Origin of the sequence: Bacillus sp. FSL R5-0560 (genome assembly GCF_037966305.1) — a bacterium.
GTDB lineage: Bacteria > Bacillota > Bacilli > Bacillales > Bacillaceae > Bacillus > Bacillus mojavensis.
This window is the reverse complement of record NZ_CP150195.1, coordinates 2,738,664-2,764,189: the sequence shown is the minus strand read 5'-3', so window position 1 is coordinate 2,764,189 and position 25,526 is coordinate 2,738,664. Positions and strand designations below refer to the sequence as shown.

The following is a 25,526-nucleotide window of genomic DNA, read 5'->3' as shown; positions in this document are numbered from 1 at the left end:
CCCATGGGTAAGAGTCCAGTAGTCATTGGAATCGCAGGAGGTTCCGGTTCAGGAAAAACGAGTGTCACACGTTCAATTTATGAACAATTCAAAGGACACTCGATTTTAATGATCCAGCAAGACCTCTATTATAAAGACCAAAGCCATCTTCCATTTGAAGAAAGGCTGAATACAAACTATGATCATCCGCTTGCGTTTGATAATGACTATTTAATCGAGCATATTCAAGATCTATTGAATTACCGTCCGATTGAAAAGCCGATTTACGATTATAAGCTCCACACACGGTCGGAAGAAACGGTTCACGTAGAGCCGAAAGACGTGATTATTCTTGAAGGCATTCTTGTTCTTGAAGATAAAAGGCTGCGCGACCTGATGGATATCAAGCTTTATGTAGACACAGACGCTGACTTGCGCATCATCAGACGGATTATGAGAGATATTAATGAGCGCGGGCGCTCTATTGATTCTGTCATTGAACAATATGTGTCTGTTGTCCGCCCGATGCACAATCAATTCGTTGAGCCGACAAAGCGGTACGCTGATATTATTATCCCGGAAGGCGGACAAAATCACGTTGCAATTGATCTGATGGTCACAAAAATTCAAACCATTCTTGAACAAAACGCGATTTTGTAATACCATAGCATAGACATAAATAACTCTGACCATATTATGTATAGGCAGGAAGGGGATGTAAAATTCCCTTCTTTCCCTGTTTATAAACGCGAAATATTTGCAGAACCACAAGATTCAGTTTAAGATAAACAGTACCAATATGGGAGAGAAGAACGAGGACTGCCCTGTGTTCTCATTCTTGTATTTTTAGTTTATGCTCTCATACATAATCGAAGATGTTGAGGGACAACCAGAAGGAGTGAAGGGACATGGCACAAGAGAAAGTTTTTCCTATGACTGTAGAAGGAAAACAAAAACTTGAACAAGAATTAGAATATTTGAAAACGGTTAAACGAAAAGAAGTAGTAGAGCGCATCAAAATCGCGAGAAGTTTTGGGGATCTTTCCGAAAACTCTGAATACGACTCAGCGAAAGAAGAGCAGGCATTCGTAGAGGGCCGTGTAACGACTCTTGAGAATATGATCCGCAATGCGAAAATCATTGAAGATGACGGCGGCTCTAACGTTGTCGGTTTAGGGAAAACCGTCACTTTCGTCGAACTGCCTGATGGCGATGAAGAATCTTATACAATCGTCGGAAGCGCAGAAGCTGATCCGTTTGAAGGAAAAATTTCAAACGATTCGCCGATTGCTAAAAGCCTGCTTGGCAAAAAAGTAGATGATGAAGTCACAGTTCAGACACCGGGCGGAGAAATGCTCGTGAAAATTGTGAAAATTTCATAATATCCGTTTAACAAAGAAACACCTCGTCCACAATGTGGGTGAGGTGTTTTTTTATGAAGATATCGAAACGAATGAAGCTGGCTGTTCTGGCTTTTTTAATCGTGTTTTTTCTGCTTCTGCTGAGGCTGGCGGAAATTCAGCTGTTTTTCACAGAATCATTTTCTAAAAAGAAAATTAATTTAATACAGGAAAGTGTTAATCAGCGAACGGAGGAAGTACTCATTTCTGACGGCAGAGGATCGTTTTTAGATCGAAACGGCCAGGCACTGACTGGCACAAGCGAGCCTGCGGTTGTCTTGTTCCCTTTTCTGTTAACACAGGATTGGCCGATTAAAAAAGTCGCAGAGATTCTCGGCTTGTCTGAAGATGATTTGCATCAGACTCTTGCCAAATCGAAAAAACCAGTCATTTTACATCAAAAGAAAATCAAAACACTTTCGAAGGAATCTATTACAAAAATCAATTCTTTGAAATATCCTGGCATTTACGGCGTATATATGGAGAATGAAGACAAGCCCAGTCTTGCCTCGCATACGATAGGCACAACCAATCAAGATCCGGCGCTTCTCCGCAGTAAGTATCCTGATAAGGAAAACCTGCCGATTAAAACGAAAATCGGCACAACTGGTTTAGAGCGGACATTTGATGAGTTTTTGCTTCCGGAACAGGACACGAAGCTTTTGTATCATGTGGACGGAAAAGGAAACCCTTTGTTCGGCATGGACGTCAAATATACAGCTGAGGCCAACTCATTTTATCCGCTGCAAGTCAAAACAACAATTGATCACAGCATTCAAAAAGCGATAGAAGGCATACTAGATGATCAGGGGCTGAAAAAAGGAGGAGCGGTGCTGCTGGACATCGAAAAGAGCAGTGTATTGGGCATCGTAAGCAAACCGGATGCCGATGTGTCCAGGCAAAATACGCTTCAAAATTACATGCTGACGCCAATCTATCCCGGCTCCGTTTTTAAAACTGTGATAGCGGCAGCTGCGATTGAGCAAAACGCGGTAAAGCCGAGTCAAACCTTTAATTGCAATTTAAACTTGTACGGCGAACCGGGGGACGATAAAGGAACCCTGTCCTTTGAAGAAAGTTTCGCGCAAAGCTGCAATTACACGTTTACAAGTCTTGCCGAACAATTAATGGAGAAAGACCATTCCGTCATTGAAGACATGTCAGAAAAGCTGTCCCTTACAGATCGGGCAGGCTGGGAAGGAAAACTGTACCACGAGTCAGATTTCCGCCAATTCTATAATGAAAAAAGCGGCGTGATTTGGGGGGATGAAAAAGACAAATCAGTCAAAAAAGCAATTGCGCAAACAGCGATCGGGCAGAAAAATGTAAAGGTAACGCCGCTCGAGGTAGCTAATATGATGGCGACAATCGCCCGCGGCGGAGAAAAGCGGCAGATCAAAATCGCAGAGCAGATTGAATACAAAAATGGTACAACGCTTGTGAAGTTTAAAGATCAGAAGCTCAAAGGAGAAACGATAGACAAATATACGGCGCAGCAGCTTCAAAAAATGCTGCGGCGGGTGGTGGAATCTCCTTCCGGAACGGGCAGAAGGTTTCAGGATCTTTCGTATACTGTAGCAGGGAAGTCAGGCACCGCCCAGACAGGCAAGCTTTCTAAAGAAAAAGAAACGCTTTATGAAAAATGGTTTGCCGGGTATTTTCCCGCGGATAAGCCGAAATACGCGCTTGTCGTTTTACACATGGATACGCCGGGGGATAAGGCTCTGACAAATTCGGTGTTTTATGATATTGTTAAAAAAGTACACGAAATTGAAATCAATCAGAAATAGAACAACTTCTCAGCACATGATAAAATATATGCTGAGCCAAGAGGGATAAAGGAGTGCAGAATTATTGAGCAATAATCAATCTCGTTATGAAAACCGTGATAAGCGCAGGAAAGCTAATTTAGTGCTTAACATCTTAATCGCAATCGTATCTATTCTAATTGTTGTAGTAGCAGCCAATCTGTTCATTAACAGTCCTTCTAGCAAAGATGTCAGCAAGGATTCTGAAACGGCGCAAAAACAGGAATCTCCGGCTTCAGGAAAGACGGAAAAGAAATCGGATGAGGATATAAAAGACAGTAAGAAAGATACATCTGACAAAAGCGAAAAGGATTCTGAGAAATCTTCTGACTCTGATTCAGATTCCAAAAAAGATGATTCTTCTAAAAGTGATGACTCTGATTCAGATTCAGACTCAAGCTCAGATTCAGATGACCCGCTTAAAGACGCAAAAGTCACAGAAGGCGGCTCATCAAGTGATGTGGAAAAAACGTATGAAAATCCTGACTGGAAAGCAGTCGGAACTGAGCAAAAGGGTGAGCATGCCGCCACTTATGATTCAAGCTCACAAGACTGGGCCGAAATGCTGAAAGCCATATCATATGCAACCGGTGTTTCAACAGATAACATGACCGTACTCTGGCTCGGAAATAACGGCAGCCCTCAGGATGCCAAAGGTAAGATTTTAGATAAAACGAGCGGAGAGAAATACCAGGTAACGATTACATGGGTTGACGGAAAAGGCTGGAAGCCCACGAAAGTAGAAAAATTAAAATAAACAAAAGCAGCCGAATCTTTCGGCTGCTTTTGTTTTACACCTCAGCTGCGAAATGAACAACGGCGCTGTAAAAAAATTTTCCGTCTGCCACAGCAGTTTGATGCGAGACAGATTTCACACGCAGCATGATTGCTTTATTGTTTTCAATTTGTGTGTTGATTTTCTTTTCAAGCTCCTGCAGTGATGCCGCTTCGAAAAATTCTACTTTGTCTTTAATCAGTTCCAATTGAAAATTCATCTTTTGACCCCTCCGCCTTTACAAGTCATATGAAGTATAAGCCTTTTTATGCTATACACGCAATATATGACTGGATAAAAAACACAAAGTGTTTTAGTACCTACTTTCAAAAAGATGTGGTAAGATAGGAACTGTTCCATCATTAATTCATAGTATACTTATAGGAATTATAAAATATGGAGTGTGACAACTATGGGGCGTGAATTTATCCCTCTCTTTGAGGATTGGGCCGCAACTTATGATCAAACAGTTCAAGGTTTTGATATTCAGTATAAAGAGGCGTTCAGAGGCTATAATGACATTTTGGATGCCATTGTCAGCCGGTCAGGAATGCGTGTGTTAGAATTTGGGCCAGGGACCGGCAACTTGACAGCGAAACTGCTTGAAGCCGGAAAATCTGTATTTGGTGTCGAGCCATCTCCAGCGATGCGCAAGTTAGCATCTGACAAGCTCCGCGGCAGGGCAGAAATTGTCGACGGAGACTTCCTGACATTCCCTGAACCGACATTTCAGGCTGACACGATTGTCAGTTCATATGCTTTTCATCATTTAACTGACGAAGAAAAACGAGCCGCAATAAAGCAATATGGCAAATACCTTCACATGCATGATAAAATAGTGTTTGCCGATACTGTCTTTGAACATGAAGAAGCGTATAATCAAGCTATTGATAAAGCGCGTTCTCAGGGCTTTTATCAGCTGGCGAATGATTTAAAGACGGAGCATTATCCCACATTGGAAACGATGAAAGAGATGTTTACAGCTGAAGGTTTTGCAGTCCAATTCATTCAGCAAAACGATTTCGTGTGGATAATGGAGGCGATCAAACGGTAAAGTGAAGGGAATGTGTATAGATGAAACTAGCAGTCATCGGAGCAATGGAAGAGGAAGTAACCATCCTAAGAAACAAACTGGAAAATGCCAAAACAGAAACAATCGCGCACTGTGAATTTACAACAGGCCAATATGAAGGAACTGAAGTCATTCTGTTAAAATCAGGAATCGGAAAAGTGAATGCTGCGATCAGCACGACACTTCTGCTTGATCGCTACAAGCCTGATTATGTGATTAACACAGGCTCAGCTGGCGGATTTCATCATACACTGAATGTGGGAGACGTCGTCATTTCTACTGACGTTCGCCATCATGATGTAGATGTAACGGCCTTTGATTATGAATACGGACAGGTGCCAGGCCTTCCGGCTGCTTACGCCGCAGATGAAAAGCTGATCAGCATTACTGAAGAAGCGATTTCTGAGCTTGATGGCATTCAAGTTGCAAAGGGAACAATCGCAACAGGCGATTCCTTTATGAATGATCCGAAGCGGGTCGAAGAGGTGCGTGCGAGATTTTCTGATCTGTATGCGGTTGAAATGGAGGCAGCGGCAGTCGCTCAAGTGTGCCACCAGTTTCAAACGCCGTTTGTTGTGATCAGAGCATTATCTGATATCGCAGGAAAAGAATCACATGTTTCATTTGACCAATTTTTAGAGCAGGCCGCTGTTAACTCAACAGAGCTTGTGTTAAAAGTGATCAAACGAATTCATTAAAACGGGGGGAGTGTTCTCCTCCGTTTTCTCTAAAACAACCTCTATCAAGGAGGAGGACATATATGACAGTTATTACGGACATTACTGAGCTGATTGGGAATACACCGCTTCTCCGCTTGAAGAATTTTGATATTCCTGAAGGAGTGGCTGTATATGCCAAGCTGGAAATGATGAACCCTGGCGGCAGCATAAAAGACAGACTGGGAGACATGCTGATCCGTGACGCCCTAGAATCAGGCAAAGTAAAGCCTGGGGGAGTTATTATAGAGGCAACGGCCGGCAATACAGGTATCGGACTTGCCCTTAACGCCAGAAAACATGGCTTAAAGGCCATTTTCTGTGTCCCAGAACATTTCAGCAAAGAAAAGCAGCAGATTATGCAGGCGCTGGGAGCGTCAATCGTCCATACGCCGCGTAAAGACGGAATGCAGGGAGCTATTCAAAAAGCGATACAGCTGGAGACAGAAATTGAAAATTCCTATTGTGTTTTGCAATTTAAAAACCAAGTAAATCCATCGACTTACTATAAGACGCTTGGCCCTGAAATATGGAAAGCGCTTGACGGCAATATTCATACGTTTGTCGCAGGTGCAGGATCAGGAGGCACATTCGCGGGAACAGCATCCTTCTTAAAAGAGAAACATCCCGCAGTCAAAACAGTGATTGTCGAACCGGAAGGCTCCATATTAAACGGCGGAGAGCCTCATGCCCATAAAACAGAAGGGATCGGCATGGAGTTTATTCCTGACTATATGGATGAAAGCCATTTTGATGCAATATATACGGTAACAGATAAGAATGCCTTTAGGCTTGTAAAAGAAGCGGCTGAAAAAGAAGGCCTGCTGATTGGAAGCTCTTCAGGTGCAGCGCTTTATGCGGCATTGGAGGAAGCGAAAAAATCTTCTGCCGGAACAAATATTGTCACAGTATTCCCAGACAGCAGTGATCGGTATATCAGCAAACATATATACGAAGGAGGCATCTGATATGAAGAAAAAAACAATGATGGTACATGGCGGGATTACAGGTGATGAGAAAACAGGAGCTGTTTCCGTACCGATATATCAAGTGAGCACGTACAAGCAGCCAAAAGCAGGCCAGCATACGGGCTATGAATATTCAAGAACGGCCAACCCGACAAGAACTGCACTGGAAACGCTTGTGACAGAGCTCGAAGCCGGGGAAGCAGGCTATGCGTTCAGCTCTGGAATGGCTGCAATCACAGGTGTTATGATGCTGTTTAACAGCGGAGACCATGTTGTATTGACTGATGACGTGTACGGCGGCACATATCGTGTAATGACAAAAGTGCTTAACCGTCTCGGCATTGAATCAACTTTTGTGGATACAAGCAGCAGAGAAGAAGTGGAAAAAGCGATTCGTCCCAACACAAAGGCCATTTATATTGAGACACCGACAAATCCGCTTCTCAAAATCACCGATTTATCACTGATGGCAGATATTGCGAAAAAAGCGGGTGTTCTTCTAATCGTAGACAACACCTTTAACACCCCGTATTTTCAGCAGCCGCTTACTTTAGGCGCTGATATCGTGCTTCACAGTGCGACTAAATACCTCGGCGGACACAGTGATGTTGTCGGCGGTTTAGTTATTACAGCTTCGAAAGAGCTAGGAGAAGAGCTGCATTTTGTGCAAAATTCAACAGGCGGCGTGCTTGGCCCTCAGGATTCTTGGCTGTTAATGAGAGGAATCAAAACACTGGGGCTCAGAATGGAAGCAATTGATCAAAACGCCCGGAAAATTGCAAGCTTTCTTGAGCAACATCCTGCTGTTCAAACGTTATATTACCCTGGTTCTCCAAACCATCCGGGGCATGAGCTTGCGACATCTCAAGGATCAGGCTTTGGAGGCATGATCTCCTTTGATATTGGCAGTGAAGAGCGAGTGGATGCCTTTTTAGGCAAACTTAAGCTGTTTACAATTGCGGAAAGTCTGGGCGCTGTAGAAAGCTTAATTTCTGTTCCGGCTAGGATGACACATGCCTCTATCCCGAGAGAGCGCCGGCTTGAACTCGGCATTACGGACGGCTTGATCAGAATCTCTGTGGGAATAGAAGATGGAGAGGATTTGCTGGAAGATATCGAGCAGGCTCTTAACATTTTATAACAAATGGATAGATTTACTTTCTCTGTAAGCTGCCAGATTATATTATAATAGTCGTATACTATGAATCTGGCAGGTGATTCTCTTATGAAGAAGAATAGAATGAAATCATTAAAAGAAGACTACAAGCATTTCGCTTTTACCTTGCTTGCAGTCAGCACTTTTTTATATATAGGCGCGGTTCTTCCTGATCAGGGCTTAACGTTAGGCCAGAAATTGGTTATGTTTATGACGGATTGCGTGTTTTTAGCCGGCGCTTTCTTTTGCGCCGACCGTTCACTCGTATATAAGAAGCGCTTGGAAGAAGCCGACGAGTAAAAAAACAGCCATCAACTGATGGCTGTTTTTTGTTATTCTTCCCGCAGCTCTTTTCCCATGCCTTTTAAAAACTGAAGTCCGAAGCCGACTGCTCTGTTGATATCGGGATCGTTCATCGCTTTTAAGAGATCGAGAATGCCGACCTTCTTGTCTTCTTTTAAAAAGCTTTGCGCCTGTTCGGTTCCCGCCATCACGCTTTCTAATAGCTTGCCTGTAAACGCAGGATCAGCCTTTGTCAAAGCGCCTCCAGCCGCCATCATCGTGTTGATGAGGTTTGTGACCGGCTCGCGAGATACCTGGCCAAGCGCGATTTTGGCGATGTCTTCTTTCGCCCTCAGCATGCTTGCCGCTGCATCAAAGATACCAAGCTCATTAAGTTCACTCATTAACGTCATCGTTTTCGAGACGGCATCCTCATTTTCCGTCAACAGCTCCTTCAGCTCCTCAATTTTCTCAAGCTTGATTTGCTCCGCTGTTTTTGTTTCTTTTTTGATCGTTGTAATCGGAGTGGCCATTTTCGTTTCCCCCTTTCAATTAATCAGTCAAATGGACATAACCAGGACGATTCCATTTTCTTTCTGCCTCGACGCCGTTTTGCGGATTCCGTTTCTTGTTACGCGGGTTTGTTTTAGGAAGCGGTGTGCTTTCACAGCCTCCAAGCACCTCCATGCGAACCTTCGTCTGTTTGTAAGCAGGCGTGTTCGTGCGTTTATCTGCCGCAGGCCCAGTCAGGAAGTTAATCGCTGAATCCTTGTCTGTCGAGTTCATCGGCAGGTAGAGTTCATTTTTTCGCACACGGTCAGTAATGAGCGCATTTAATTTAACAGCTCCGAACGGAGAAACAAGGCGAACCAGTGAACCGTCACAAATGCCGCGCTCCTGTGCAAGCTCTGGCGATACTTCGACGAATACATTCGGCACTTTGGATTGAATGCCTTTCGATTTATTTGTCATATTTCCTTCATGGAAATGCTCAAGCATCCGGCCGTTATTGATGTGAAGATCATATTCTTCAGGGAAAGCGGCAGGTTCAGTCCAATCAGACAGTGCAAAACGGGCTTTTTTGTCTGGGAAATTAAATCCGTCTTCATACAGAAGCGGCGTGCTTTCACCTGTGAAGCTGCCCCATAGGAAGCTGTTCCAGCCTTCAAGCACCTCATAGCTGGCTTTTCCAAACAGAGGAGAAAGGCTGGCCATTTCAGAGAAAATGTCGCTTGGATGGCTGTAGTTCCAGCCGGCTCCTAAGCGGTTTGCCACTTCTTGAATAATCCACCAGTCCGGTTTCGCGTCTCCAAGTGTCGGAAGTGCTTGATACAATCGCTGCACACGGCGCTCTGTATTGGTAAACGTTCCATCCTTCTCAAGAGATGGAGCGGCAGGCAAGACGACATCGGCATATTGCGCCGTTCTCGACAGGAAAATATCCTGAACCACGAAGAAATCAAGGCTTGATAAAATATCATGCACATGGTTCGCATTCGAATCGACAAGTGCCATATCTTCCCCAACAAGGTACATGGCCTTCATCTTACCTTCTTCAATGGAATGAAGCATTTGGATATTGTCTAAACCTGGTTTTCCGTCAATCGCCACACCATAAGCCTTCTCAAATTTGGCACGTGCTTCGTCATCCGTAATATGCTGATATCCCGGAAGCCAGCCTGGCAATGTTCCCATGTCGCAAGCGCCTTGAACGTTATTGTGGCCGCGCAGAGGATAAGCGCCGGCACCCGGACGGCGGTAGTTGCCTGTTGCCAGAAGCAGATTCGAAATCGCTGCTGACGTATCGGAGCCGCCTGTATTTTGAGTAACACCCATTCCCCAAAGAACACAAGTGCCGTCAGCATCACGAATCATCTCGGCAATTTGAATGATGTTTTCTTTTGAGAGGCCTGTGATGCGTTCTGCATAATCAAGGGTATAGGTTTTAAGTGTTTCTTTATAGTCTTCAAAGTAGTTCACGTTCTCATCAATAAACGCTTGATCATGCCAGCCTTGGTCGATCATATATTTTGTAACGGCCATCAGCCATACTTGGTCTGTACCTTGTTTAGGGCTAATGAACAGATCTGACCGCTCAGCCATCTCATTTTTCCGCAGGTCGGCAACGATCAATTTTTGTCCGTGGAGTTTGTGTGCACGTTTTACTCGTGTAGCAAGCACCGGATGTCCTTCAGCCGGATTGGCGCCGACAATGATGACGAGACCGGCCTTGGCAATGTCTTTAATCGTGCCTGCGTCACCGCCCATACCGACAGTACGGAACAACCCGTCTGTTGCAGGAGACTGACAGTAGCGAGAGCAGTTATCGACGTTATTTGTTTCAAATACCTGACGCGCTAATTTTTGGATGACATAGTTTTCTTCATTCGTAATTTTAGAAGAAGAAATGAATCCGACAGAGCCTTTGCCGTATGTCTCTTTTATTGCACCTAATCTGCTTGCGACTAAATCGAGGGCTTCTTCCCAAGAAGATTCAACAAAAGCCCCGTTTTTACGAATTAAAGGCTTTGTAATCCGTTCTTCAGAATTGACGAAATCCCAGCCGAATTTTCCTTTGACACATGTAGAAATCGCGTTAACCGGAGCGTCGGAAACAGGCTGGACCTTTAAGATATCCCGTCCTTTTGTCCATACTTCAAAGGAGCAGCCGACGCCGCAGAATGTACATACCGTTTTCGTTTTTTTCGTTCTTGTTTCACGCATAGCCGCTTCAACTTCAGAAATAGCGAAAATGCTGCCGTACCCCGGTTCAACATTTTTGACAAGGTCAATCATTGGTTCCATGACATCCTGTTTGATACCTGTCATAAAGCCAGCCTGGCCAAGCATTGATTTTTCCATCAGTGCATTACACGGACAAACCGTGACACATTGGCCGCAGCTGACACAAGATGATTCATTGATGGGAACTCCTTCATCCCAAATAACCCGCGGACGATCGCGTTCCCAGTCGATAGAGAGCGTTTCATTGACTTGAAGGTTCTGACACACCTCAACACACTGGCCGCAGGCGATGCATTGGTTTGGATCATAGCGGTAAAACGGGTGAGACATATCAACCGCACAAGACGGATCTTCTTTTGGCGTATAAGGATATTTTTGATGCTCGATCCCCATCATTTCCGCTGTATTATGCAGCGTGCAGTTCCCATTGTTATTATCGCATACCGTACAATACAGCAAATGGTTTTCAAGCAGCCGGTCCATTGCTTCGGTTTGCGCCTCTTTCACGCGATTTCCCGAAAGATCAATTGACATTCCGTTTTCAGCGACCGTAGAGCATGAACGAACCAGCTTGCCGTCTGCCTCTACAATGCATGTATCGCATGTTTGAATCGGGTCAACCTCTGGGACATGGCAGATTTGCGGATACTCAATCCCATTTTCATTTAAAATATCTAAAATTGTGGCCCCTGCTCGTGCTTGAATTTCTGTTCCGTCAACGCGGACACTGATCGACTTATCGTCCATCATATTCATATTCCCCTCCATCTTTCTATCAAGAAGTCAAAAAAAGCCATGTATAGATACACCTGTCTTTCATTCACAGAAGGTGTAAACACACATGGCGGAATAGTTCACTAGCAAGTCTTACTAACAGACCAATCCTTGATTTTTATAAACCGATAGACTCATAACAAGATCCTATTACAAATCCATCAACACTGCTTTTATTATAAAGTGATATTTATTATAATACAATATGACAGGAAAATTTTAACCAAGTGAAATGTCCTGAGGGGAACCGGGAACGGCCTTTTATGAAGGCAAAATCGGAAGGGGTAATGAGCATGTCAAAGAAAATTCATGAGTTCAATGATATTATTCGAAAACTTCGCAAAGAATTGTTCGGAAAAGGACCTGAACGGATTCACACGGTATTTGTAGATAATATGGCCGTGTCAACGCTCTACGGCAACCTAAGCGCGAGCGAGCAGTTTATCGCCCGCACGCCTGAGGGAAGAGAGATGGTGCATGCGGCCCGGACAAGCCTGATTCAAGACCTTTACTCTAAAAAAACGCCGGAAGGAATGGAGGAACTGATCGGGGCTAAGCTTGTTCATTTGTTTTCTGACATCAAAATTGAAGAAAATATCGCCGTATCTGTATTTGTCTTTGATCGAAAAATTGATGACCAAAAAGAAGTCCTTTATAACTAGCATATTTGCCGTTGACACAAAATTGTCACATTTGTTATGATGGATTTACTGCAGTTATAGAAGGACAAAAGCAATGGAATATATGCACGAACTGTATATATTCTCTACCAACATCTTAATTCTGCTTGATGTTGTTGTATGGGTATGCAACAAGTTAGGCAGCATTCAAACACCTGAGTGATACAGGTTATTTGAGTGCTGCCTTTTTTGTTGCTTTTCTTTTGTAACTGTAAAAATGAAGAAACAATGGAGGCGTATGTAGTATGGGTTTTCGGAAACCGGATGAAATAGCAGAAGCAGCAATTGAAGCAGGGATGAAAAAGGTAAAGCTTCCGCTGCTGTCTCTCTTGGTGCTAGGGTTTTTAGGCGGTGCCTTTATCGCATTCGGCTATTTGCTTGATATCAGGGTGATCGGCGATCTTCCAAAAGAATGGGGAAGCCTGTCCAGTTTTATCGGTGCTGCGGTATTTCCTGTAGGCCTGATACTTGTGGTTCTTGCAGGGGCTGAACTGATTACAGGAAATATGATGTCTGTGGCAATGGCGTTATTTTCTAGAAAAATATCACTAAAGGATTTGGCGGTTAATTGGGTGATCGTCACCATTATGAATTTAATCGGCGCTTTGTTTGTTGCTTACTTTTTCGGTCATCTTGTCGGCTTAACCGAAACGGGACCATATTTGGAAAAGACGATTGCTGTCGCGCAAGGAAAGCTTGATATGAGCTTTGGCAAGGTTCTCGTTTCCGGCATCGGCTGTAACTGGCTGGTCTGTCTTGCAGTTTGGCTTTCCTTCGGTGCTCAAGATGGGGCAGGGAAAATTTTTGGCATCTGGTTCCCTGTCATGGCCTTTGTTGCAATCGGATTTCAGCACGTTGTCGCCAACATGTTTGTGATTCCGGCTGCCATTTTTGCCGGCTCGTTTACGTGGGGGCAGTTTATCGGTAACCTCATACCGGCTTTTATCGGCAATGTTATTGGAGGAGCCGTGTTTGTCGGATTCATCTATTTTATTGCATATCACAAGAAAGAGCGCTTAAGAAAAGAAATGAAGCAGGTCTCATAAACAAGGGACAAAGACAATCGATAAATCACACAATTTACGTCCATTTTTAGAAAAAGATGTTTACAAAATGGAATTTGGTGGATATACTTACAAAGTAAGAAAAAAGCAAAGGAGGCTGAATCAAAATGACAATGCGACAACGACGCAGACCAGTTAGTGGCTCACGTAATGTACAAGGAATCTATAATGGGTTATTCAGCCTGTGGAAGAGTTCGTGTCCTTCCTTAACCGATGCTTATCACACGCATTAAAATCGGAATCGTCGGACATACGCAACTCCCCGCAGGCAGTAGAGGATGGGTGTCTTCTTTTGTCTGCGGTTTTTTATGTGCCCGCAGCAGGGAAATGCCGCGGGTTATTTCGCTTGAAGCGGACTTTGAAAGGGGGTGAGCGATATGACGATTAACCTATTCTTTTTGACTTTAACGATCAACAAACGGTTTAAAAGCCCGGAAGAGTTCGAACGAGAACAGCAGATCGAGCAGATTTATGACGAAATGAAAGAATCTCAGCTGAAACATCTTTATTTGACAAACTGGCGCTAAGAGCAAATAAAAAAACAGGAAGGGAGAGATGACATATGCTTAAAATGGAACTATTAATGCATTATACGATGGAGAAGGATCAAGTGTAGCGAATGAAGCTGTCAAGGAAATGCTGTCCTGCATATCATAAAAAAGCAGCAGCACTTTATGTAAGGGCAGGTGATGGCATCATGAACTTTCAACAAAAAAGGCTGCCGTCGATAGGCCATGGTTATGCATCCATGCCGCATTCCTTCAAACACGGCTATGGCAATCCATTCCGTCAGCAGAGACTGGCGAACCAGCAGCAAAGGCTGTATATGTTCCCATATCAATGGCATTAAAAAGCGGGCAGAAAACATTTTGTTTTCTGCTTTTTTTGCGGGAAAAAATGAAAATGTTCAGTTCTGTTGAAACATTTCTAAACACATTGCCGTCTAGTTGATATCTTCATTCTGTATAAGAAATGAAGCGATGTTTATTTTTTCAATATAATAAATAAACACAGGAAACCAAAAGCAGGTGTTTAAGATGCTAGAAAACAAACTTTATAAACGATCCAACCTATTGAAATTATTTTCTAGGAAATATAAGCAAACGAAAACAATTGAGTATATGATGATTGATTCTATAAACATACAAGAAAATGACAGAATTTTAGAAATTGGAACCGGAAACGGCTCTGTCTTTAAGAAAATAACGGAAAAACTTGAAAAGGGAAGCATCAAAAGCATCGATTCTTCTAAGCGAAAAGTAAGACAGGTGTCCCGTGCAATCCGAAAGCAAGAGAAAACAGATCAGGGGGACATTCTCTATGGCCATCCGGAAAGGATCCCCTTTGAAGACCGTACCTTCAATAAAGTGTTTTCGTTACATACGGTTCAGACTTGTACTGATGTCAGGCTCGCATTAAGAGAGATTTATCGAGTGCTTCAAATTGACGGCCGATTTTACATCAGTATTGATAATAATGCAGAAAAAAGCGAGAAAAAATATATTCAATTGCTGCAAGATCAGCATTTTAGAGACATTTCTGTCATCGAACGTGATTCGTGTCTTTGTATAATTGCTGTTAAATAAAAAATTTCTCGGGAAATATATCCAGACTTCTGACATCTAGAGGATTGGGTATATTTTCTTAATTTTGTATATTTTGCATAGCTTTTATATTAAAAAAAGTTTTTTTCATATAAACTATAAACATAAGTATGGGTAAGAGGTGATTCCTAGAAGAGTGGATATCATTTATGAACAAGCGGAATGAACATTCATTCCTAAAAGAATCGGAGGTTTTAAGTTTACATGGCATCCGCACTTATCAGTAAATACGATTTGATCATGAAGGCATCGCTATCGCTTTTTACGGAAAGAGGATTTGATGCCACCACCATCCCAATGATAGCAAAAAGAGCTGAAGTTGGTACAGGCACGATTTACCGCTACTTTGACAGCAAAGAAACACTCGTCAATGTTTTGTTTCAAGAAAGCATTCAGCGCTTTTCAGAAAAGGTAAAGCGCAATTATTCAGAAATGCCTGTCAGAGAGGGCTTTCGCCACATATTTTGCTGTCTCGTTCAATTTACGAAGGAGAGCGACTACGCGCTTTTTTTCCTTGAGACGAAGAAGGATGCTCACTATTTAAATGAAACAAGCAAAAAAATGATAGAAAACCTGACTCAAATGCTTGACGATTTCTTTAACAAGGGAAAAACAGAAGGAGTGATCCGCTCCTTGCCCTCCAATGTATTAATTGCGATTGTATTAGGCGCATTTCTCAAGCTGTACCAGCTAATGCAACAAGGTGATATAGAGATGAATGCTGATTTGATTTCTGAATTGGAGCAGTGCTGCTGGGACGCGATTAAACTTCATTCATTGACTTCAGAAGAATAAAGAAAGGAAGATGTTTATGAAACAGGCAAGTGCAATACCTCAGCCGAAAACATACGGGCCTTTAAAAAACCTCCCGCATTTGGAAAAGGAACAGCTTTCTCAATCCTTATGGCGGATTGCTGATGAGTTAGGGCCGATTTTCCGTTTTGATTTTCCAGGTGTATCCGGCGTTTTTGTATCAGGCCATGAACTCGTTGCTGAAGTGTGTGACGAGAGCCGCTTTGACAAAAACCTTGGAAAAGGCTTGCTGAAAGTGCGTGAGTTCGGAGGAGACGGATTGTTTACAAGCTGGACGCACGAGCCGAATTGGCAGAAAGCCCATCGTATTCTGCTGCCGAGCTTCAGTCAAAAAGCAATGAAAGGCTATCATTCTATGATGCTGGATATCGCGACACAGCTGATTCAAAAATGGAGCCGGCTGAATCCGAATGAAGAAATTGACGTGGCGGACGATATGACCCGCCTGACGCTTGATACCATCGGGTTATGCGGATTTAACTATCGGTTTAACAGCTTTTACCGTGATACGCAGCATCCGTTTATCACCAGCATGCTCCGGGCTTTAAAAGAGGGAATGAATCAAACAAAAAGACTGGGCCTGCAGGATAAGATGATGATCAAAACGAGACAGCAGTTCCAAAAGGATATCGAAGTGATGAATTCGCTGGTCGACAGAATAATAGCAGAGCGAAAAGCATATCCGGATCAAAATATTAAGGATCTGTTATCGCTCATGCTTTATGCGAAAGATCCTGTAACGGGTGAGACACTGGATGATGAAAACATCAGATATCAAATCATCACATTTTTAATTGCTGGCCATGAAACAACGAGCGGCTTGCTCTCCTTTGCGATTTACTGCCTGCTTAAACATCCAGAAAAACTAAAAAAAGCTCAGGAGGAAGCCGATCGCGTGTTAACGGAAGACACGCCAGAATATAAACATATTCAGCAGCTGAAATATGTCCGGATGGTACTCAATGAAACGCTTAGGCTGTATCCGACAGCGCCTGCTTTTTCTCTTTATGCCAAGGAGGATACAGTTTTAGGCGGTGAATATCCTATCAGTAAAGGACAGCCCGTCTCCGTCTTGATCCCAAAACTTCACAGAGACCAAAACGCTTGGGGTGAAGATGCAGAAGATTTTCGTCCGGAACGGTTTGAGAACCCTGAGAATATTCCTCACCATGCGTATAAACCGTTTGGAAACGGCCAGCGCGCGTGTATCGGGATGCAGTTTGCGCTTCAAGAAGCGACAATGGTTCTCGGCCTTGTGTTAAAGCACTTTGAATTGATGAATCACACCGGTTATGAGCTCAAAATCAAAGAGGCATTAACAATTAAACCGGATAATTTTAAAATTACAGTGAAACAAAGGAAAACGGTCCAAATGAATGTTCAGAAAAAAGAACAGACTAGCACCGCGCAAGAAACGAAGGAAAACGAGACAAAACCTAAACACGGCACACCTTTACTCGTTCTTTACGGTTCAAATCTCGGCACAGCAGAAGGCATGGCAGGTGAATTGGCCGCTTACGGGCGCCGGCTCGGCTTTACAGCGGAAACTGCATCTCTTGATGATTACATCGGAAAACTCCCTGACCAAGGTGCTGTTGTCATTGTGACTGCCTCATATAATGGAGCGCCGCCTGATAATGCTGCTGGCTTTGTCGAGTGGCTGGGAGAGTTGGAGGAAGGTCAATTAAAGAATGTTTCCTATGCGGTATTCGGCTGCGGAAACCGAAGCTGGGCCAGCACGTATCAGCGAATTCCTCGCCTTATCGATGACATGATGGCATCAAAAGGAGCATCACGTTTGACATCCATTGGGGAAGGAGATGCGGCTGACGACTTTGAAAGCCATCGCGAGTCTTGGGAGAACCGCTTTTGGAAGGAAACAATGGAAGCCTTTCATGTGAACGAAATAACCGAGAAAGAAACGAAGCCTTCACTATCCATTACATTCCTCAGTGAAGCAACAGAGACACCGCTTGCCAAAGCGTATGGCGCGTTTGAAGGTATCGTTCTTGAAAACCGTGAGCTTCAGGCAGAAAGTAGTTTGCGTTCAACTCGTCATATAGAATTGGAGCTCCCTGACTCAAAAACGTATAAAGAAGGCGACCACATCGGAATATTGCCGAAAAACAGCCAAGAGCTGGTTCAACGGGTTCTCAATCGATTCGATTTGCAGCCGCACGCCGTGATAAAAATGAACGGCAGCCCGCATATGGCTCACCACCTTCCGCTGGATCGGCCAATCAGAGTGACGGAGTTATTATCATCCTACGTAGAGCTGCAGGATTCTGCTTCAAGGCTTCAGCTTCGTGAGCTGGCTTCATATACAGTATGCCCGCCTCATAAAAAAGAGCTGGAATTGCTTGTATCAAGTGATGAAATGTACAAGGAACAGGTTCTGACCAAACGTGTGACAATGCTGGATCTGTTAGAGGACTATCCGGCCTGTGAAATGCCGTTTGAACGGTTTTTAGAGCTTTTGCCATCACTAAAGCCGAGATATTATTCAATTTCAAGCTCACCGAAGGTCAAAGCAAATAAGATCAGTATGACGGTAGGAGTTGTAAAGACGACAGCTTGGAGTGGACGCGGAGAATACAAGGGCGTTGCATCCAATTATTTAGCCGGACTCCGTCAAGGTGATACGGTTGCCTGTTTCATTCGAACGCCGCAATCTGGATTCCAGCTGCCTGATGATCCCGAAACTCCTCTTATTATGGTGGGACCAGGCACAGGAATTGCGCCATTCAGAGGTTTCATCCAGGCCAGGTCCGTTCTGAAGAAGGAAGGAAGTGCGCTTGGCGAAGCTCATTTATACTTTGGGTGCCGCCGTCCTGATCATGACGATCTTTATAAAGAAGAGCTTGACCAGGCGGAAAACGACGGTTTGGTAACAGTCCATCGATGCTATTCACGAATGGAAGACGAGCCAAAAGTATATGTTCAGCACTTGCTAAAACAAGATGCACAGAAATTAATTTCACTGATCGAAAAAGGTGCGCACGTTTATGTATGCGGCGATGGTGCGCATATGGCTCCTGAAGTAGAGAACACACTGCGTGCGGCTTACGAAGGTGACAAAGGAGCAAGTCAGGAAGCGTCAGCAGAATGGCTGAAGAAGCTGCAAGATCAAAAACGTTATGTAAAAGATGTATGGACAGGAATGTAGGTAAAAATAAATCCCGCCAGAGATGGCGGGATTACTTTAGCATGTGAAAAAAACCGGCACGATATTGAAATCTACTGAAAAGGATGTTATAGGGAGTATCGCGCCGGCCTTACTATTATTATCGTCCGAAAGATATAAAACTTTAGGTTTTTTCTATTATTTTATATATAAATAGTTATAAAGTTATATATTTGTGTATTGGAGTTCGATTTTTTATTGACTTAATCAAGCGTTTTGCCTTCATCCTGCCGTTTGAGTTAGACTGTCCGATTGAGACCCGGCACTTGAATGCCCCACAGGTTTCAGACTGTTCGCTTCTTCAAACTAGTCAGAGGACACTCCTTGTTGATATTGACGCTCGAGATGCTTTCTGTAATGAAAATCATGAACCAGTCGAATCGTCGGTCTGATTAAAAGCAGGAAGCTGCCAACTGCAAACAGCCATATTCCTGCAGACATTAATTCATCGTAAAAGAAGAAAAAGCTGCCGATGAAAAATAAAGCGCCAATGATAAAATCGTTTACTGTATAGAGAACTTTATATCGTTTTTTGAAAAATGGCTCATACCGATTTATTTGCTTTTTCATTTCATTTTCTGCATTAGCTGCCACTATGATCCCCCCATTCTATATTTGCTTACCCTCACGGAAACGATAGGTAAACATAAGGTCTTCACAGCTAGAAATAAAGATTATTAGGACCATAAATAAGTCAGCCATTTCTCAAGTTAGGAAGGGAGATTGCGAGGTTTTTAGAGCTAATTATTTACATAAAGTGAAAAATATTGTAATATTAATGAATTATAAACGAAAGGGGTGACAGTATGACTAACGGATCGAATATTATTATCGTATTAAGTGAAATTGAGAACGAAACGGAAGGAATAATTTTAGAATGCAGAATATAAATTTCCAATAGATTAGGTTTTATGCCTGGTCCATGTCATCAATGTGACAGGCAATCCTTTTTTAAAAGCAATTTGTGCATGCGATGGGCCTGTAACGGGAATTGATCTATCGCAAAAAAAGAGGTCCTCAGCAGGACCTCTTTTTTGCTAATCTATTTAATTGCCTGAACGATAAGAGCGGTTAAAGCTTTAGCCCCCTGAGGAACCAAGTGTACGCCGTCAGGGGTGAAATACTCCGGATGCTGGAGAGCTTCTGCATGCCAGTCAACCAACGTAATATTGTCATGCGCTTCAGCCTGCCGCCGTAAAGATTCATTCACTTTGCTTTCCCATTGCCGGGGCACACGTGTATTGACAAGATAGATATGAGCTTTTGAGAAAGATGTAAGCAATTGATCGATTTGGCTGTTTGTAAAGTAGCCATTGGTTCCCAGCTCAATGATGACAGCTTTATTCGGCTGATTAAAAGACTTGTATTCCCGTGTCAATTCTAAAGCCTGAGACATTTGTCTTCCCACCTTCCCATCAATTGTGACATGTGAAAGTGACTGGCGAAGGCTGGAGGCGATATCAAGCATGACGGAATCCCCTATAGCTAATACTTCTTTATCAGTAGCTGCCGGCTCTTTCTGTTGCTGAGATTGCTTGTGTTTATTTTTACTAGTCTCTTGTTCATTATCTTTGTTTTGCTTTTGATCTTGATTGGAGTCTGTTGTCTTTTGTTCGGGATTGTTTTCACTGTCTTCATTGGCTTCAGCTTTCTTTCTATCCTCAGAAGCCTGGCTGGTATCACCGTTTGTTTCTTGTGAGCTATACGTCCATTTGGTGGGGTGCTTTTGCTCCCCGGCTAGCCCAGACAGCCCTCCCGCAAAAATAAGTGTAGCGAGAATGATGAGACCAATTGACATTTTGCTGACGACAGATGTCGTTTTCCATTCTCTGATTCTATGGATAAAAATACGGCCAAAAAATGATCTAAATCCCTGTGTCCGTATAGGCTCCTCGATAAAATGATAGGAAAGCTCGGCGAGTATAAATGTAGCGATGATCTTTAGCACGATATGCCATAAAACAGGGTTTCCGATTTCTTGAACTGGCGTGCTTAACACAATAACAGGGTAGTGCCAAAGGTAAATACCGTAAGACCTTGTTCCAAGCCAACGAAGAGGCCTCCATGAAAGCAGAATGCCCAAAAAGCTGCTCGGGTGGGATACACATGCAATAAGGACCGCTGCGGTAGTGCTTATTAAAAACATTCCGCCTCTGTAAAGAAAAGGTTCGTATTCATCTGTAAAATAGACACACAATACTAAAACACAAAACGCCGAAAGTTCAGTGACATGCAAAAGGCGCTTCAGTTTGTTTGACAGCCTGTTTGAAGACAGTCTTTTCATCGGCCATATTAGAGCCATAGCACATCCTATGAGAAGTTCAAACGAACGAGTATCTGTGCCGTAGTACACGCGACTCGGATCTCCGCCGGGTTCATACAGTACGCTCATCATCACGGCTGAACAGAGCGCAAGCAATGACACCGCCGCCGCCAGTTTAGCACGGTTTTTAAATATGTACATCCCAGCAACCAAGAACATCGGCCATACCATATAAAATTGCTCTTCAATGGCCAACGACCAAAGATTTTTAAGCGGTGACGGGGAGCCGAAGCTATCAAAATACGAGAGTTTATGAAAAATAAACCACCAATTACTCATGTAAAAGAGAGAAGAGATGGCATCTCCGCGTACAGTGTGCAATAGTTCCCGGTTGCACACGACGACCCAAATAACAGCAGAAATGATCATAAAATATGCCGCTGGCAGAAGCCGCCGCATTCGGCGCACCCAAAAGTCCCGAAAATCAAGGCTGATATCATTTCCATGTGCCGGTAATATGATAGAAGTAATTAAATAGCCTGATAATACAAAAAAGATATCAACTCCAATGAAGCCTCCGTTAGCCCAATTGAAGTTTAGATGATAAGCGATAACTGCCAGGACGGCAAAGGCCCGAAGGCCATCGAGTCCAGTGATGTAGCGGTGATGTTGTGTCTTGTGATACATGGTATTCCTCCAATAATGTGCAGATATTCTTGTTGCTTTGGCTGCGAGATTACGCCTTCTTGATAGTTGTCAGGTCCCTTTGCGAAAGGGAAAACTCCCATGCCAGAGGACGACATGGATGTTTTTCTGTTATCGAACATAACGTTCTCCCATGAGCAGATTTGAGATGACACTGGTCGGAATTTTAAACTCTGTAACGCCCATATAGCCGGGTGCAACTTCATATTCATCAAATGAAATCACAAGTTTATGGTCTTCTGTAATATAAAACGTTTGATCAGGCTGAATGTGTTTGAATGGTTCTGCAATCTCGTCAGTGACCCAATAGATTTTATTTGGATCTTCCTTCATTTGCTGTTTCATTTGTTCTTTGATGTTTTGGCTGATGACTTTGATATAGCGGTCATCTTTAAATAAGCTTTTTAAGGTAAGTAAGATATCGTTCTTTTTGTCAATTGTGATATAACGGCTTTGTGTGTAAGATGATGCTTGTGTTTTTTCAATATCACGCCGAATAGAAATTAAATCTGGCGTATCTGTTACTGTCTCGTAATCACTATAGATGCTGAGATGTCCTTTTTTGTTTTTGGATGTGGACTGTATAAATTCTTTGTATAGCTTCTTGCTTTCTTTCAAATATTTCTGGTTGATGCTGTTTTCAAGCTCTTTATTTGAAAGTCCCGAGAGAGCAGGCGTTTTGACATCGATGCTTGATTGATCTTTCTCTTCTTTGATCTCAATAAAAGTGATGGCTTTGACGATCTTGCCGATGACAGGGATTTTTGACATAGCTTGAGCTGCATCTGGGTTGATGTTGACAAGTGCAGTGAATAAAATAGCTGCCGCGACAGCTGCTGATGTCGGCCACATGACGATTCTTTTCTTTTTTGGTTTTTGCTGAAGGGCTTTTTCGACAATGATATCCAGTTCTTTAGGAATCTGAACATTTTTATATTCTTCTTTTAATTGCTGTAATCTCTTATCCATTAAGAAAGATCCTCCTTCGTCAACTGAATGCGCATCAGCTTCAATGCTCTGTAAAGGCGCGTTTTGACGGTATTCAAGTTTTCCCCTGTAATTTCCGCAATTTCTTCTAGTTTGAGGTCTTCAAAAAAACGCAAAATAATAATTGTTTTATAGTGGGACGGCAATTCGTCGAGCGCTTCATGAAGATCAGTGTCCTTATAGTGATCTTTCTTTCCTGAGCTTAAAAACTCTATCGTTTCGTCATCCATCACCTTTACCTTTTTTTGTTTTCGCAAAAAATCAATAGCTGTACGAACTAAAATTTTATAAAACCAGCTTTTTATCGTCTCAGGGTTTCTGACCGTTTCAACTGAGCTGAGCGCTTTTTTTATAGATTCCTGAATAATATCTAACGCGTCATCTTGATTTTTCACATAACTGAAGGCTAACCTGTAGAAATCTTGCTTATGGTCAGTTATACACGTGACAAGCAACGCTTTTGTTGTTTGTTTTTTCTTCATTGCAATAAAGGGCTCCTTTTCGAATATACGTATATCGTTGGATGTTACCTAGGATAGACGAGGCAGTTTAAAAAATAGTTTGCGCAGATATCATTTTTTTAAAAAATGATCAGGAGCGGGAGGGGAGGATCAATTGCTTAAAAATAAACGGAAAAGATCCTTTTAATTGGGGAGTGCATAAAAAAACATGGCTTGTGGAGACGAGCCATGTTTTTTGATTACATAATATACAGGAAGCATCAGTGTTCTATTCCAAGTAATGTTTTTTAAAATCTGAGTGGATTGAAAATTTGCGGCGTAACTGGATGAGGTTTTTTCCAAAACTATCTTCTAAAAGCCCTCTATGCTTCTTCATAATTTCCATGAGATACAGATCATGAATGATTACTTCTGTAATAGGCATGACTAACCCTACATGCATTGTCCATGCAGCGCGGCTATCGTTCCCAAGAGAGACAATACCTGCTACAACTTCTGAATCATCTCCGCTATAAACAAGCCACCGTCCGTCATACTCTTCTGTAATTTCACTGCTCATATCATGAAGATAAACATTAGCAAAATCAGATGCGATCTCTCCGTACGCAATAATTGTAACGATGACACCTTTATTTGCCGCCTGTTTAAGCTCTGATTCCACTTCTTTAAAATCCTCTTTCCATATTTCTAAGAGGATTCTTTTTTTTGCTGATGATATACAAGCCTTCACCTTTTCAAGAATTTCATTGCGGCCGGTGATATTCCAGATATTCTCCCGGTCATTTGCGGTCTGCTCAAATTTTTCAAAGTATTTTTCAGCCTGGTCAAAATTCTCTTCCGCTTTAAGCCGGCGGTTTTTAACCAGTTCTTTAGCGGGTACGGGGACATACTGGGGCGTATTTCCGTGACTTACAAAAATATCTCCCCTTAAGACAAGGCTTTCCAAGACTTCATATATTTTTGAACGAGGCACGCCAGAATTTTTGGCTACCGCATAGCCTGTTAAAGGCGATTCTTGCAATAAGGCAAGATAAGCTTTTGATTCATATTCGGTAAAATTGAGGTTTTTTAAAATGTCTAATATATTCTCCTTCATACATCCTCCAATATAAAAAGCAGTCGCTGCCTTTGTAATCGCTATTTTAACAAACCATATTGATTTTTTCCAAACGTATTGATACACTTTTTATAAGGAGTTACTTTTGTAGTCACTATATATGAGGGGATTCATTTAAAGGGGGAAAGAACATGCACAGCTTACTCGCATACATACCAATAGCTGCTATGATGGTTATCATTCCAGGAGCAGATACGATGCTTGTTATGAAAAATACCCTTAGGTATGGCGCAAAGGCTGGCCGTTATAATATTCTCGGATTGGCAACGGGACTTTCTTTTTGGACGGTTATTGCCATTCTAGGTTTATCAATGGTTATAGCCAAGTCGGTGATTCTTTTCACAACGATCAAATATTTGGGAGCAGCATACTTAATTTATTTAGGGATAAAAAGTTTTTTTGCAAAGAATATGTTCTCTTTAGACGACATGCAAGCCCAAGCAAAAACCGCAGCAATTTCTCCGAAACGATACTATAAATCTTCCTTTATGCAAGGGTCTCTTAGCAACATTCTCAATCCCAAAACGGTTTTGGTCTATGTCACGATCATGCCCCAGTTCATCAATCTGAAGGGAAATGTAAACCAGCAGCTTATTATATTAGCTTCGATTCTCACCCTTTTAGCGGTGTTATGGTTCCTCTTTCTCGTTTATATAATTGATTACGCAAAAAAATGGATGAAAAATCCCAAGTTCCAGAAAGCTTTTCAAAAAATAACGGGGATCATGCTAGTTGGGTTCGGTATCAAAACTGGTTTGAGTTGATGAGCGGCCATTTATACGGAGTCTATGGATAAATAAATAAGGATTAAATGATGAAGGTAAGTATTTTATTTTCCTCATAAGTGTATTGGTAGATATTCGTATGGAAAAACATCATGTCACTAACTGAGCGGGATCATAAAACAAGCAATATCCTATTGTTAGCAGAAAATATATAGAAGGCCCTTTAGTTTCTGCAGTTTACCTGATAC

The 25,526-nt window shown here is 42.6% G+C and carries 25 protein-coding genes; 17 read left to right on the top strand and 8 right to left on the bottom strand.

Going from position 1 to position 25,526, the window contains the following annotated elements:
- Positions 1-3 precede the first annotated feature (3 nt).
- From udk to NST56_RS14675, 4 genes are all read left to right on the top strand, one after another.
- Positions 4-639 carry a uridine kinase gene (udk, locus tag NST56_RS14690; RefSeq protein ID WP_010335100.1) on the top strand — a complete coding sequence of 212 codons (636 nt, stop codon included), beginning with the start codon at positions 4-6 and terminating at the stop codon, positions 637-639.
- Between the two features lie 248 nt (positions 640-887).
- A complete protein-coding gene (gene greA / locus NST56_RS14685) occupies positions 888-1,361 on the top strand; it encodes a transcription elongation factor GreA (protein ID WP_010335099.1) in 474 nt (157 codons plus the stop codon).
- Between the two features lie 53 nt (positions 1,362-1,414).
- Positions 1,415-3,169 carry a penicillin-binding protein 2 gene (locus NST56_RS14680; protein WP_326330907.1) on the top strand — a complete coding sequence of 585 codons (1,755 nt, stop codon included), beginning with the start codon at positions 1,415-1,417 and terminating at the stop codon, positions 3,167-3,169.
- 64 nt (positions 3,170-3,233) lie between these two features.
- Entirely contained in the window at positions 3,234-3,944 is a 711-nt protein-coding gene (locus NST56_RS14675) for a YrrS family protein (protein WP_229146681.1), read from the top strand.
- A gap of 34 nt (positions 3,945-3,978) precedes the next feature.
- On the opposite strand, the gene NST56_RS14670 is transcribed toward NST56_RS14675, so the two are convergent.
- Complete coding sequence (locus NST56_RS14670) at positions 3,979-4,182, bottom strand: YrzA family protein (protein ID WP_010335096.1); 204 nt, start codon at positions 4,180-4,182, stop codon at positions 3,979-3,981.
- A gap of 192 nt (positions 4,183-4,374) precedes the next feature.
- On the opposite strand from NST56_RS14670, the gene NST56_RS14665 reads away from it, so the two are divergent.
- The 5 genes from NST56_RS14665 (at position 4,375) to NST56_RS14645 (ending at position 8,174) form a co-directional block, all read left to right on the top strand.
- Positions 4,375-5,016, top strand: coding sequence for a class I SAM-dependent methyltransferase (locus tag NST56_RS14665; RefSeq protein WP_268505168.1), 642 nt, complete (start codon positions 4,375-4,377; stop codon positions 5,014-5,016).
- A gap of 20 nt (positions 5,017-5,036) precedes the next feature.
- Entirely contained in the window at positions 5,037-5,732 is a 696-nt protein-coding gene (gene mtnN, locus NST56_RS14660; protein WP_168748332.1) for a 5'-methylthioadenosine/S-adenosylhomocysteine nucleosidase, read from the top strand.
- A gap of 62 nt (positions 5,733-5,794) precedes the next feature.
- Entirely contained in the window at positions 5,795-6,718 is a 924-nt protein-coding gene (locus NST56_RS14655) for an O-acetylserine dependent cystathionine beta-synthase (RefSeq protein WP_168748331.1), read from the top strand.
- A gap of 1 nt (position 6,719) precedes the next feature.
- A complete protein-coding gene (locus NST56_RS14650; protein WP_339177406.1) occupies positions 6,720-7,859 on the top strand; it encodes a bifunctional cystathionine gamma-lyase/homocysteine desulfhydrase in 1,140 nt (379 codons plus the stop codon).
- An 84-nt stretch (positions 7,860-7,943) separates the two neighbouring features.
- Positions 7,944-8,174 (top strand): YrhC family protein, encoded by a 231-nt coding sequence (locus NST56_RS14645; protein ID WP_339177402.1) that lies wholly within the window; start codon positions 7,944-7,946, stop codon positions 8,172-8,174.
- A gap of 32 nt (positions 8,175-8,206) precedes the next feature.
- On the opposite strand, the gene NST56_RS14640 is transcribed toward NST56_RS14645, so the two are convergent.
- Both NST56_RS14640 and fdhF read right to left on the bottom strand, forming a co-directional pair.
- Positions 8,207-8,689, bottom strand: coding sequence for a DUF1641 domain-containing protein (locus NST56_RS14640; protein ID WP_010335090.1), 483 nt, complete (start codon positions 8,687-8,689; stop codon positions 8,207-8,209).
- Between the two features lie 19 nt (positions 8,690-8,708).
- Positions 8,709-11,651, bottom strand: a complete 2,943-nt coding sequence (fdhF, locus tag NST56_RS14635; RefSeq protein WP_339177399.1) for a formate dehydrogenase subunit alpha — start codon at positions 11,649-11,651, stop codon at positions 8,709-8,711.
- Between the two features lie 317 nt (positions 11,652-11,968).
- Here fdhF and NST56_RS14630 point away from each other — a divergent pair, with 317 nt between their 5' ends.
- The 7 genes from NST56_RS14630 (at position 11,969) to cypB (ending at position 19,002) form a co-directional block, all read left to right on the top strand.
- A complete protein-coding gene (locus NST56_RS14630) occupies positions 11,969-12,337 on the top strand; it encodes a DUF2294 domain-containing protein (RefSeq protein WP_010335088.1) in 369 nt (122 codons plus the stop codon).
- 263 nt (positions 12,338-12,600) lie between these two features.
- Positions 12,601-13,401: a formate/nitrite transporter family protein gene (locus NST56_RS14625; RefSeq protein WP_339177395.1), complete on the top strand. Its 801-nt coding sequence runs from the start codon at positions 12,601-12,603 to the stop codon at positions 13,399-13,401.
- Between the two features lie 395 nt (positions 13,402-13,796).
- Positions 13,797-13,946: a YrzI family small protein gene (locus NST56_RS14620; protein ID WP_003237348.1), complete on the top strand. Its 150-nt coding sequence runs from the start codon at positions 13,797-13,799 to the stop codon at positions 13,944-13,946.
- A 167-nt stretch (positions 13,947-14,113) separates the two neighbouring features.
- The gene (locus tag NST56_RS14615) at positions 14,114-14,269 is read left to right on the top strand and encodes a hypothetical protein (protein WP_128568485.1); all 156 of its coding nucleotides are present in this window, start codon (positions 14,114-14,116) and stop codon (positions 14,267-14,269) included.
- 178 nt (positions 14,270-14,447) lie between these two features.
- Positions 14,448-15,005, top strand: coding sequence for a class I SAM-dependent methyltransferase (locus NST56_RS14610; RefSeq protein ID WP_339177392.1), 558 nt, complete (start codon positions 14,448-14,450; stop codon positions 15,003-15,005).
- Positions 15,006-15,227: 222 nt separating this feature from the next.
- On the top strand, positions 15,228-15,818 hold the full coding sequence (locus tag NST56_RS14605; protein WP_168748327.1) for a TetR/AcrR family transcriptional regulator: 591 nt from the start codon (positions 15,228-15,230) through the stop codon (positions 15,816-15,818).
- Positions 15,819-15,834: 16 nt separating this feature from the next.
- The gene (gene cypB / locus NST56_RS14600; RefSeq protein WP_339177390.1) at positions 15,835-19,002 is read left to right on the top strand and encodes a bifunctional cytochrome P450/NADPH--P450 reductase CypB; all 3,168 of its coding nucleotides are present in this window, start codon (positions 15,835-15,837) and stop codon (positions 19,000-19,002) included.
- A 324-nt stretch (positions 19,003-19,326) separates the two neighbouring features.
- Here the strand turns inward: cypB and NST56_RS14595 are convergent, their stop codons facing one another.
- The 5 genes from NST56_RS14595 to NST56_RS14575 all read right to left on the bottom strand — a co-directional run bounded on the left by NST56_RS14595 (position 19,327) and on the right by NST56_RS14575 (position 24,532).
- A complete protein-coding gene (locus NST56_RS14595; RefSeq protein ID WP_268445734.1) occupies positions 19,327-19,614 on the bottom strand; it encodes a YrhK family protein in 288 nt (95 codons plus the stop codon).
- Between the two features lie 448 nt (positions 19,615-20,062).
- A complete protein-coding gene (locus tag NST56_RS14590; protein WP_339177384.1) occupies positions 20,063-21,970 on the bottom strand; it encodes an acyltransferase family protein in 1,908 nt (635 codons plus the stop codon).
- A 129-nt stretch (positions 21,971-22,099) separates the two neighbouring features.
- Complete coding sequence (gene rsiV / locus NST56_RS14585; RefSeq protein WP_229146698.1) at positions 22,100-22,957, bottom strand: anti-sigma-V factor RsiV; 858 nt, start codon at positions 22,955-22,957, stop codon at positions 22,100-22,102.
- Entirely contained in the window at positions 22,957-23,457 is a 501-nt protein-coding gene (gene sigV, locus NST56_RS14580) for an RNA polymerase sigma factor SigV (RefSeq protein ID WP_010335079.1), read from the bottom strand. The genes rsiV and sigV overlap by 1 nt, the downstream gene beginning before the upstream one ends.
- Before the next feature lie 247 nt (positions 23,458-23,704).
- Positions 23,705-24,532, bottom strand: a complete 828-nt coding sequence (locus NST56_RS14575) for a TrmB family transcriptional regulator (RefSeq protein ID WP_010335078.1) — start codon at positions 24,530-24,532, stop codon at positions 23,705-23,707.
- A gap of 152 nt (positions 24,533-24,684) precedes the next feature.
- Here NST56_RS14575 and NST56_RS14570 point away from each other — a divergent pair, with 152 nt between their 5' ends.
- Positions 24,685-25,317, top strand: coding sequence for a LysE family transporter (locus tag NST56_RS14570; protein ID WP_010335077.1), 633 nt, complete (start codon positions 24,685-24,687; stop codon positions 25,315-25,317).
- Positions 25,318-25,526 lie beyond the last annotated feature (209 nt).

Coding starts and splice junctions, on each gene's coding strand:
- greA (WP_010335099.1), top strand. CDS start 888: ATGGCACAAGAGAAAGTTTTTCCTATGACTGTAGAAGGAAAACAAAAA.
- NST56_RS14630 (WP_010335088.1), top strand. CDS start 11,969: ATGTCAAAGAAAATTCATGAGTTCAATGATATTATTCGAAAACTTCGC.
- NST56_RS14640 (WP_010335090.1), bottom strand. CDS start 8,689: ATGGCCACTCCGATTACAACGATCAAAAAAGAAACAAAAACAGCGGAG.
- fdhF (WP_339177399.1), bottom strand. CDS start 11,651: ATGATGGACGATAAGTCGATCAGTGTCCGCGTTGACGGAACAGAAATT.
- cypB (WP_339177390.1), top strand. CDS start 15,835: ATGAAACAGGCAAGTGCAATACCTCAGCCGAAAACATACGGGCCTTTA.
- NST56_RS14655 (WP_168748331.1), top strand. CDS start 5,795: ATGACAGTTATTACGGACATTACTGAGCTGATTGGGAATACACCGCTT.
- mtnN (WP_168748332.1), top strand. CDS start 5,037: ATGAAACTAGCAGTCATCGGAGCAATGGAAGAGGAAGTAACCATCCTA.
- NST56_RS14670 (WP_010335096.1), bottom strand. CDS start 4,182: ATGAATTTTCAATTGGAACTGATTAAAGACAAAGTAGAATTTTTCGAA.
- NST56_RS14625 (WP_339177395.1), top strand. CDS start 12,601: ATGGGTTTTCGGAAACCGGATGAAATAGCAGAAGCAGCAATTGAAGCA.
- NST56_RS14680 (WP_326330907.1), top strand. CDS start 1,415: ATGAAGATATCGAAACGAATGAAGCTGGCTGTTCTGGCTTTTTTAATC.
- NST56_RS14665 (WP_268505168.1), top strand. CDS start 4,375: ATGGGGCGTGAATTTATCCCTCTCTTTGAGGATTGGGCCGCAACTTAT.
- NST56_RS14650 (WP_339177406.1), top strand. CDS start 6,720: ATGAAGAAAAAAACAATGATGGTACATGGCGGGATTACAGGTGATGAG.
- NST56_RS14570 (WP_010335077.1), top strand. CDS start 24,685: ATGCACAGCTTACTCGCATACATACCAATAGCTGCTATGATGGTTATC.
- rsiV (WP_229146698.1), bottom strand. CDS start 22,957: ATGGATAAGAGATTACAGCAATTAAAAGAAGAATATAAAAATGTTCAG.
- NST56_RS14590 (WP_339177384.1), bottom strand. CDS start 21,970: ATGTATCACAAGACACAACATCACCGCTACATCACTGGACTCGATGGC.
- NST56_RS14575 (WP_010335078.1), bottom strand. CDS start 24,532: ATGAAGGAGAATATATTAGACATTTTAAAAAACCTCAATTTTACCGAA.
- NST56_RS14620 (WP_003237348.1), top strand. CDS start 13,797: ATGACGATTAACCTATTCTTTTTGACTTTAACGATCAACAAACGGTTT.
- udk (WP_010335100.1), top strand. CDS start 4: ATGGGTAAGAGTCCAGTAGTCATTGGAATCGCAGGAGGTTCCGGTTCA.
- sigV (WP_010335079.1), bottom strand. CDS start 23,457: ATGAAGAAAAAACAAACAACAAAAGCGTTGCTTGTCACGTGTATAACT.
- NST56_RS14605 (WP_168748327.1), top strand. CDS start 15,228: ATGGCATCCGCACTTATCAGTAAATACGATTTGATCATGAAGGCATCG.
- NST56_RS14645 (WP_339177402.1), top strand. CDS start 7,944: ATGAAGAAGAATAGAATGAAATCATTAAAAGAAGACTACAAGCATTTC.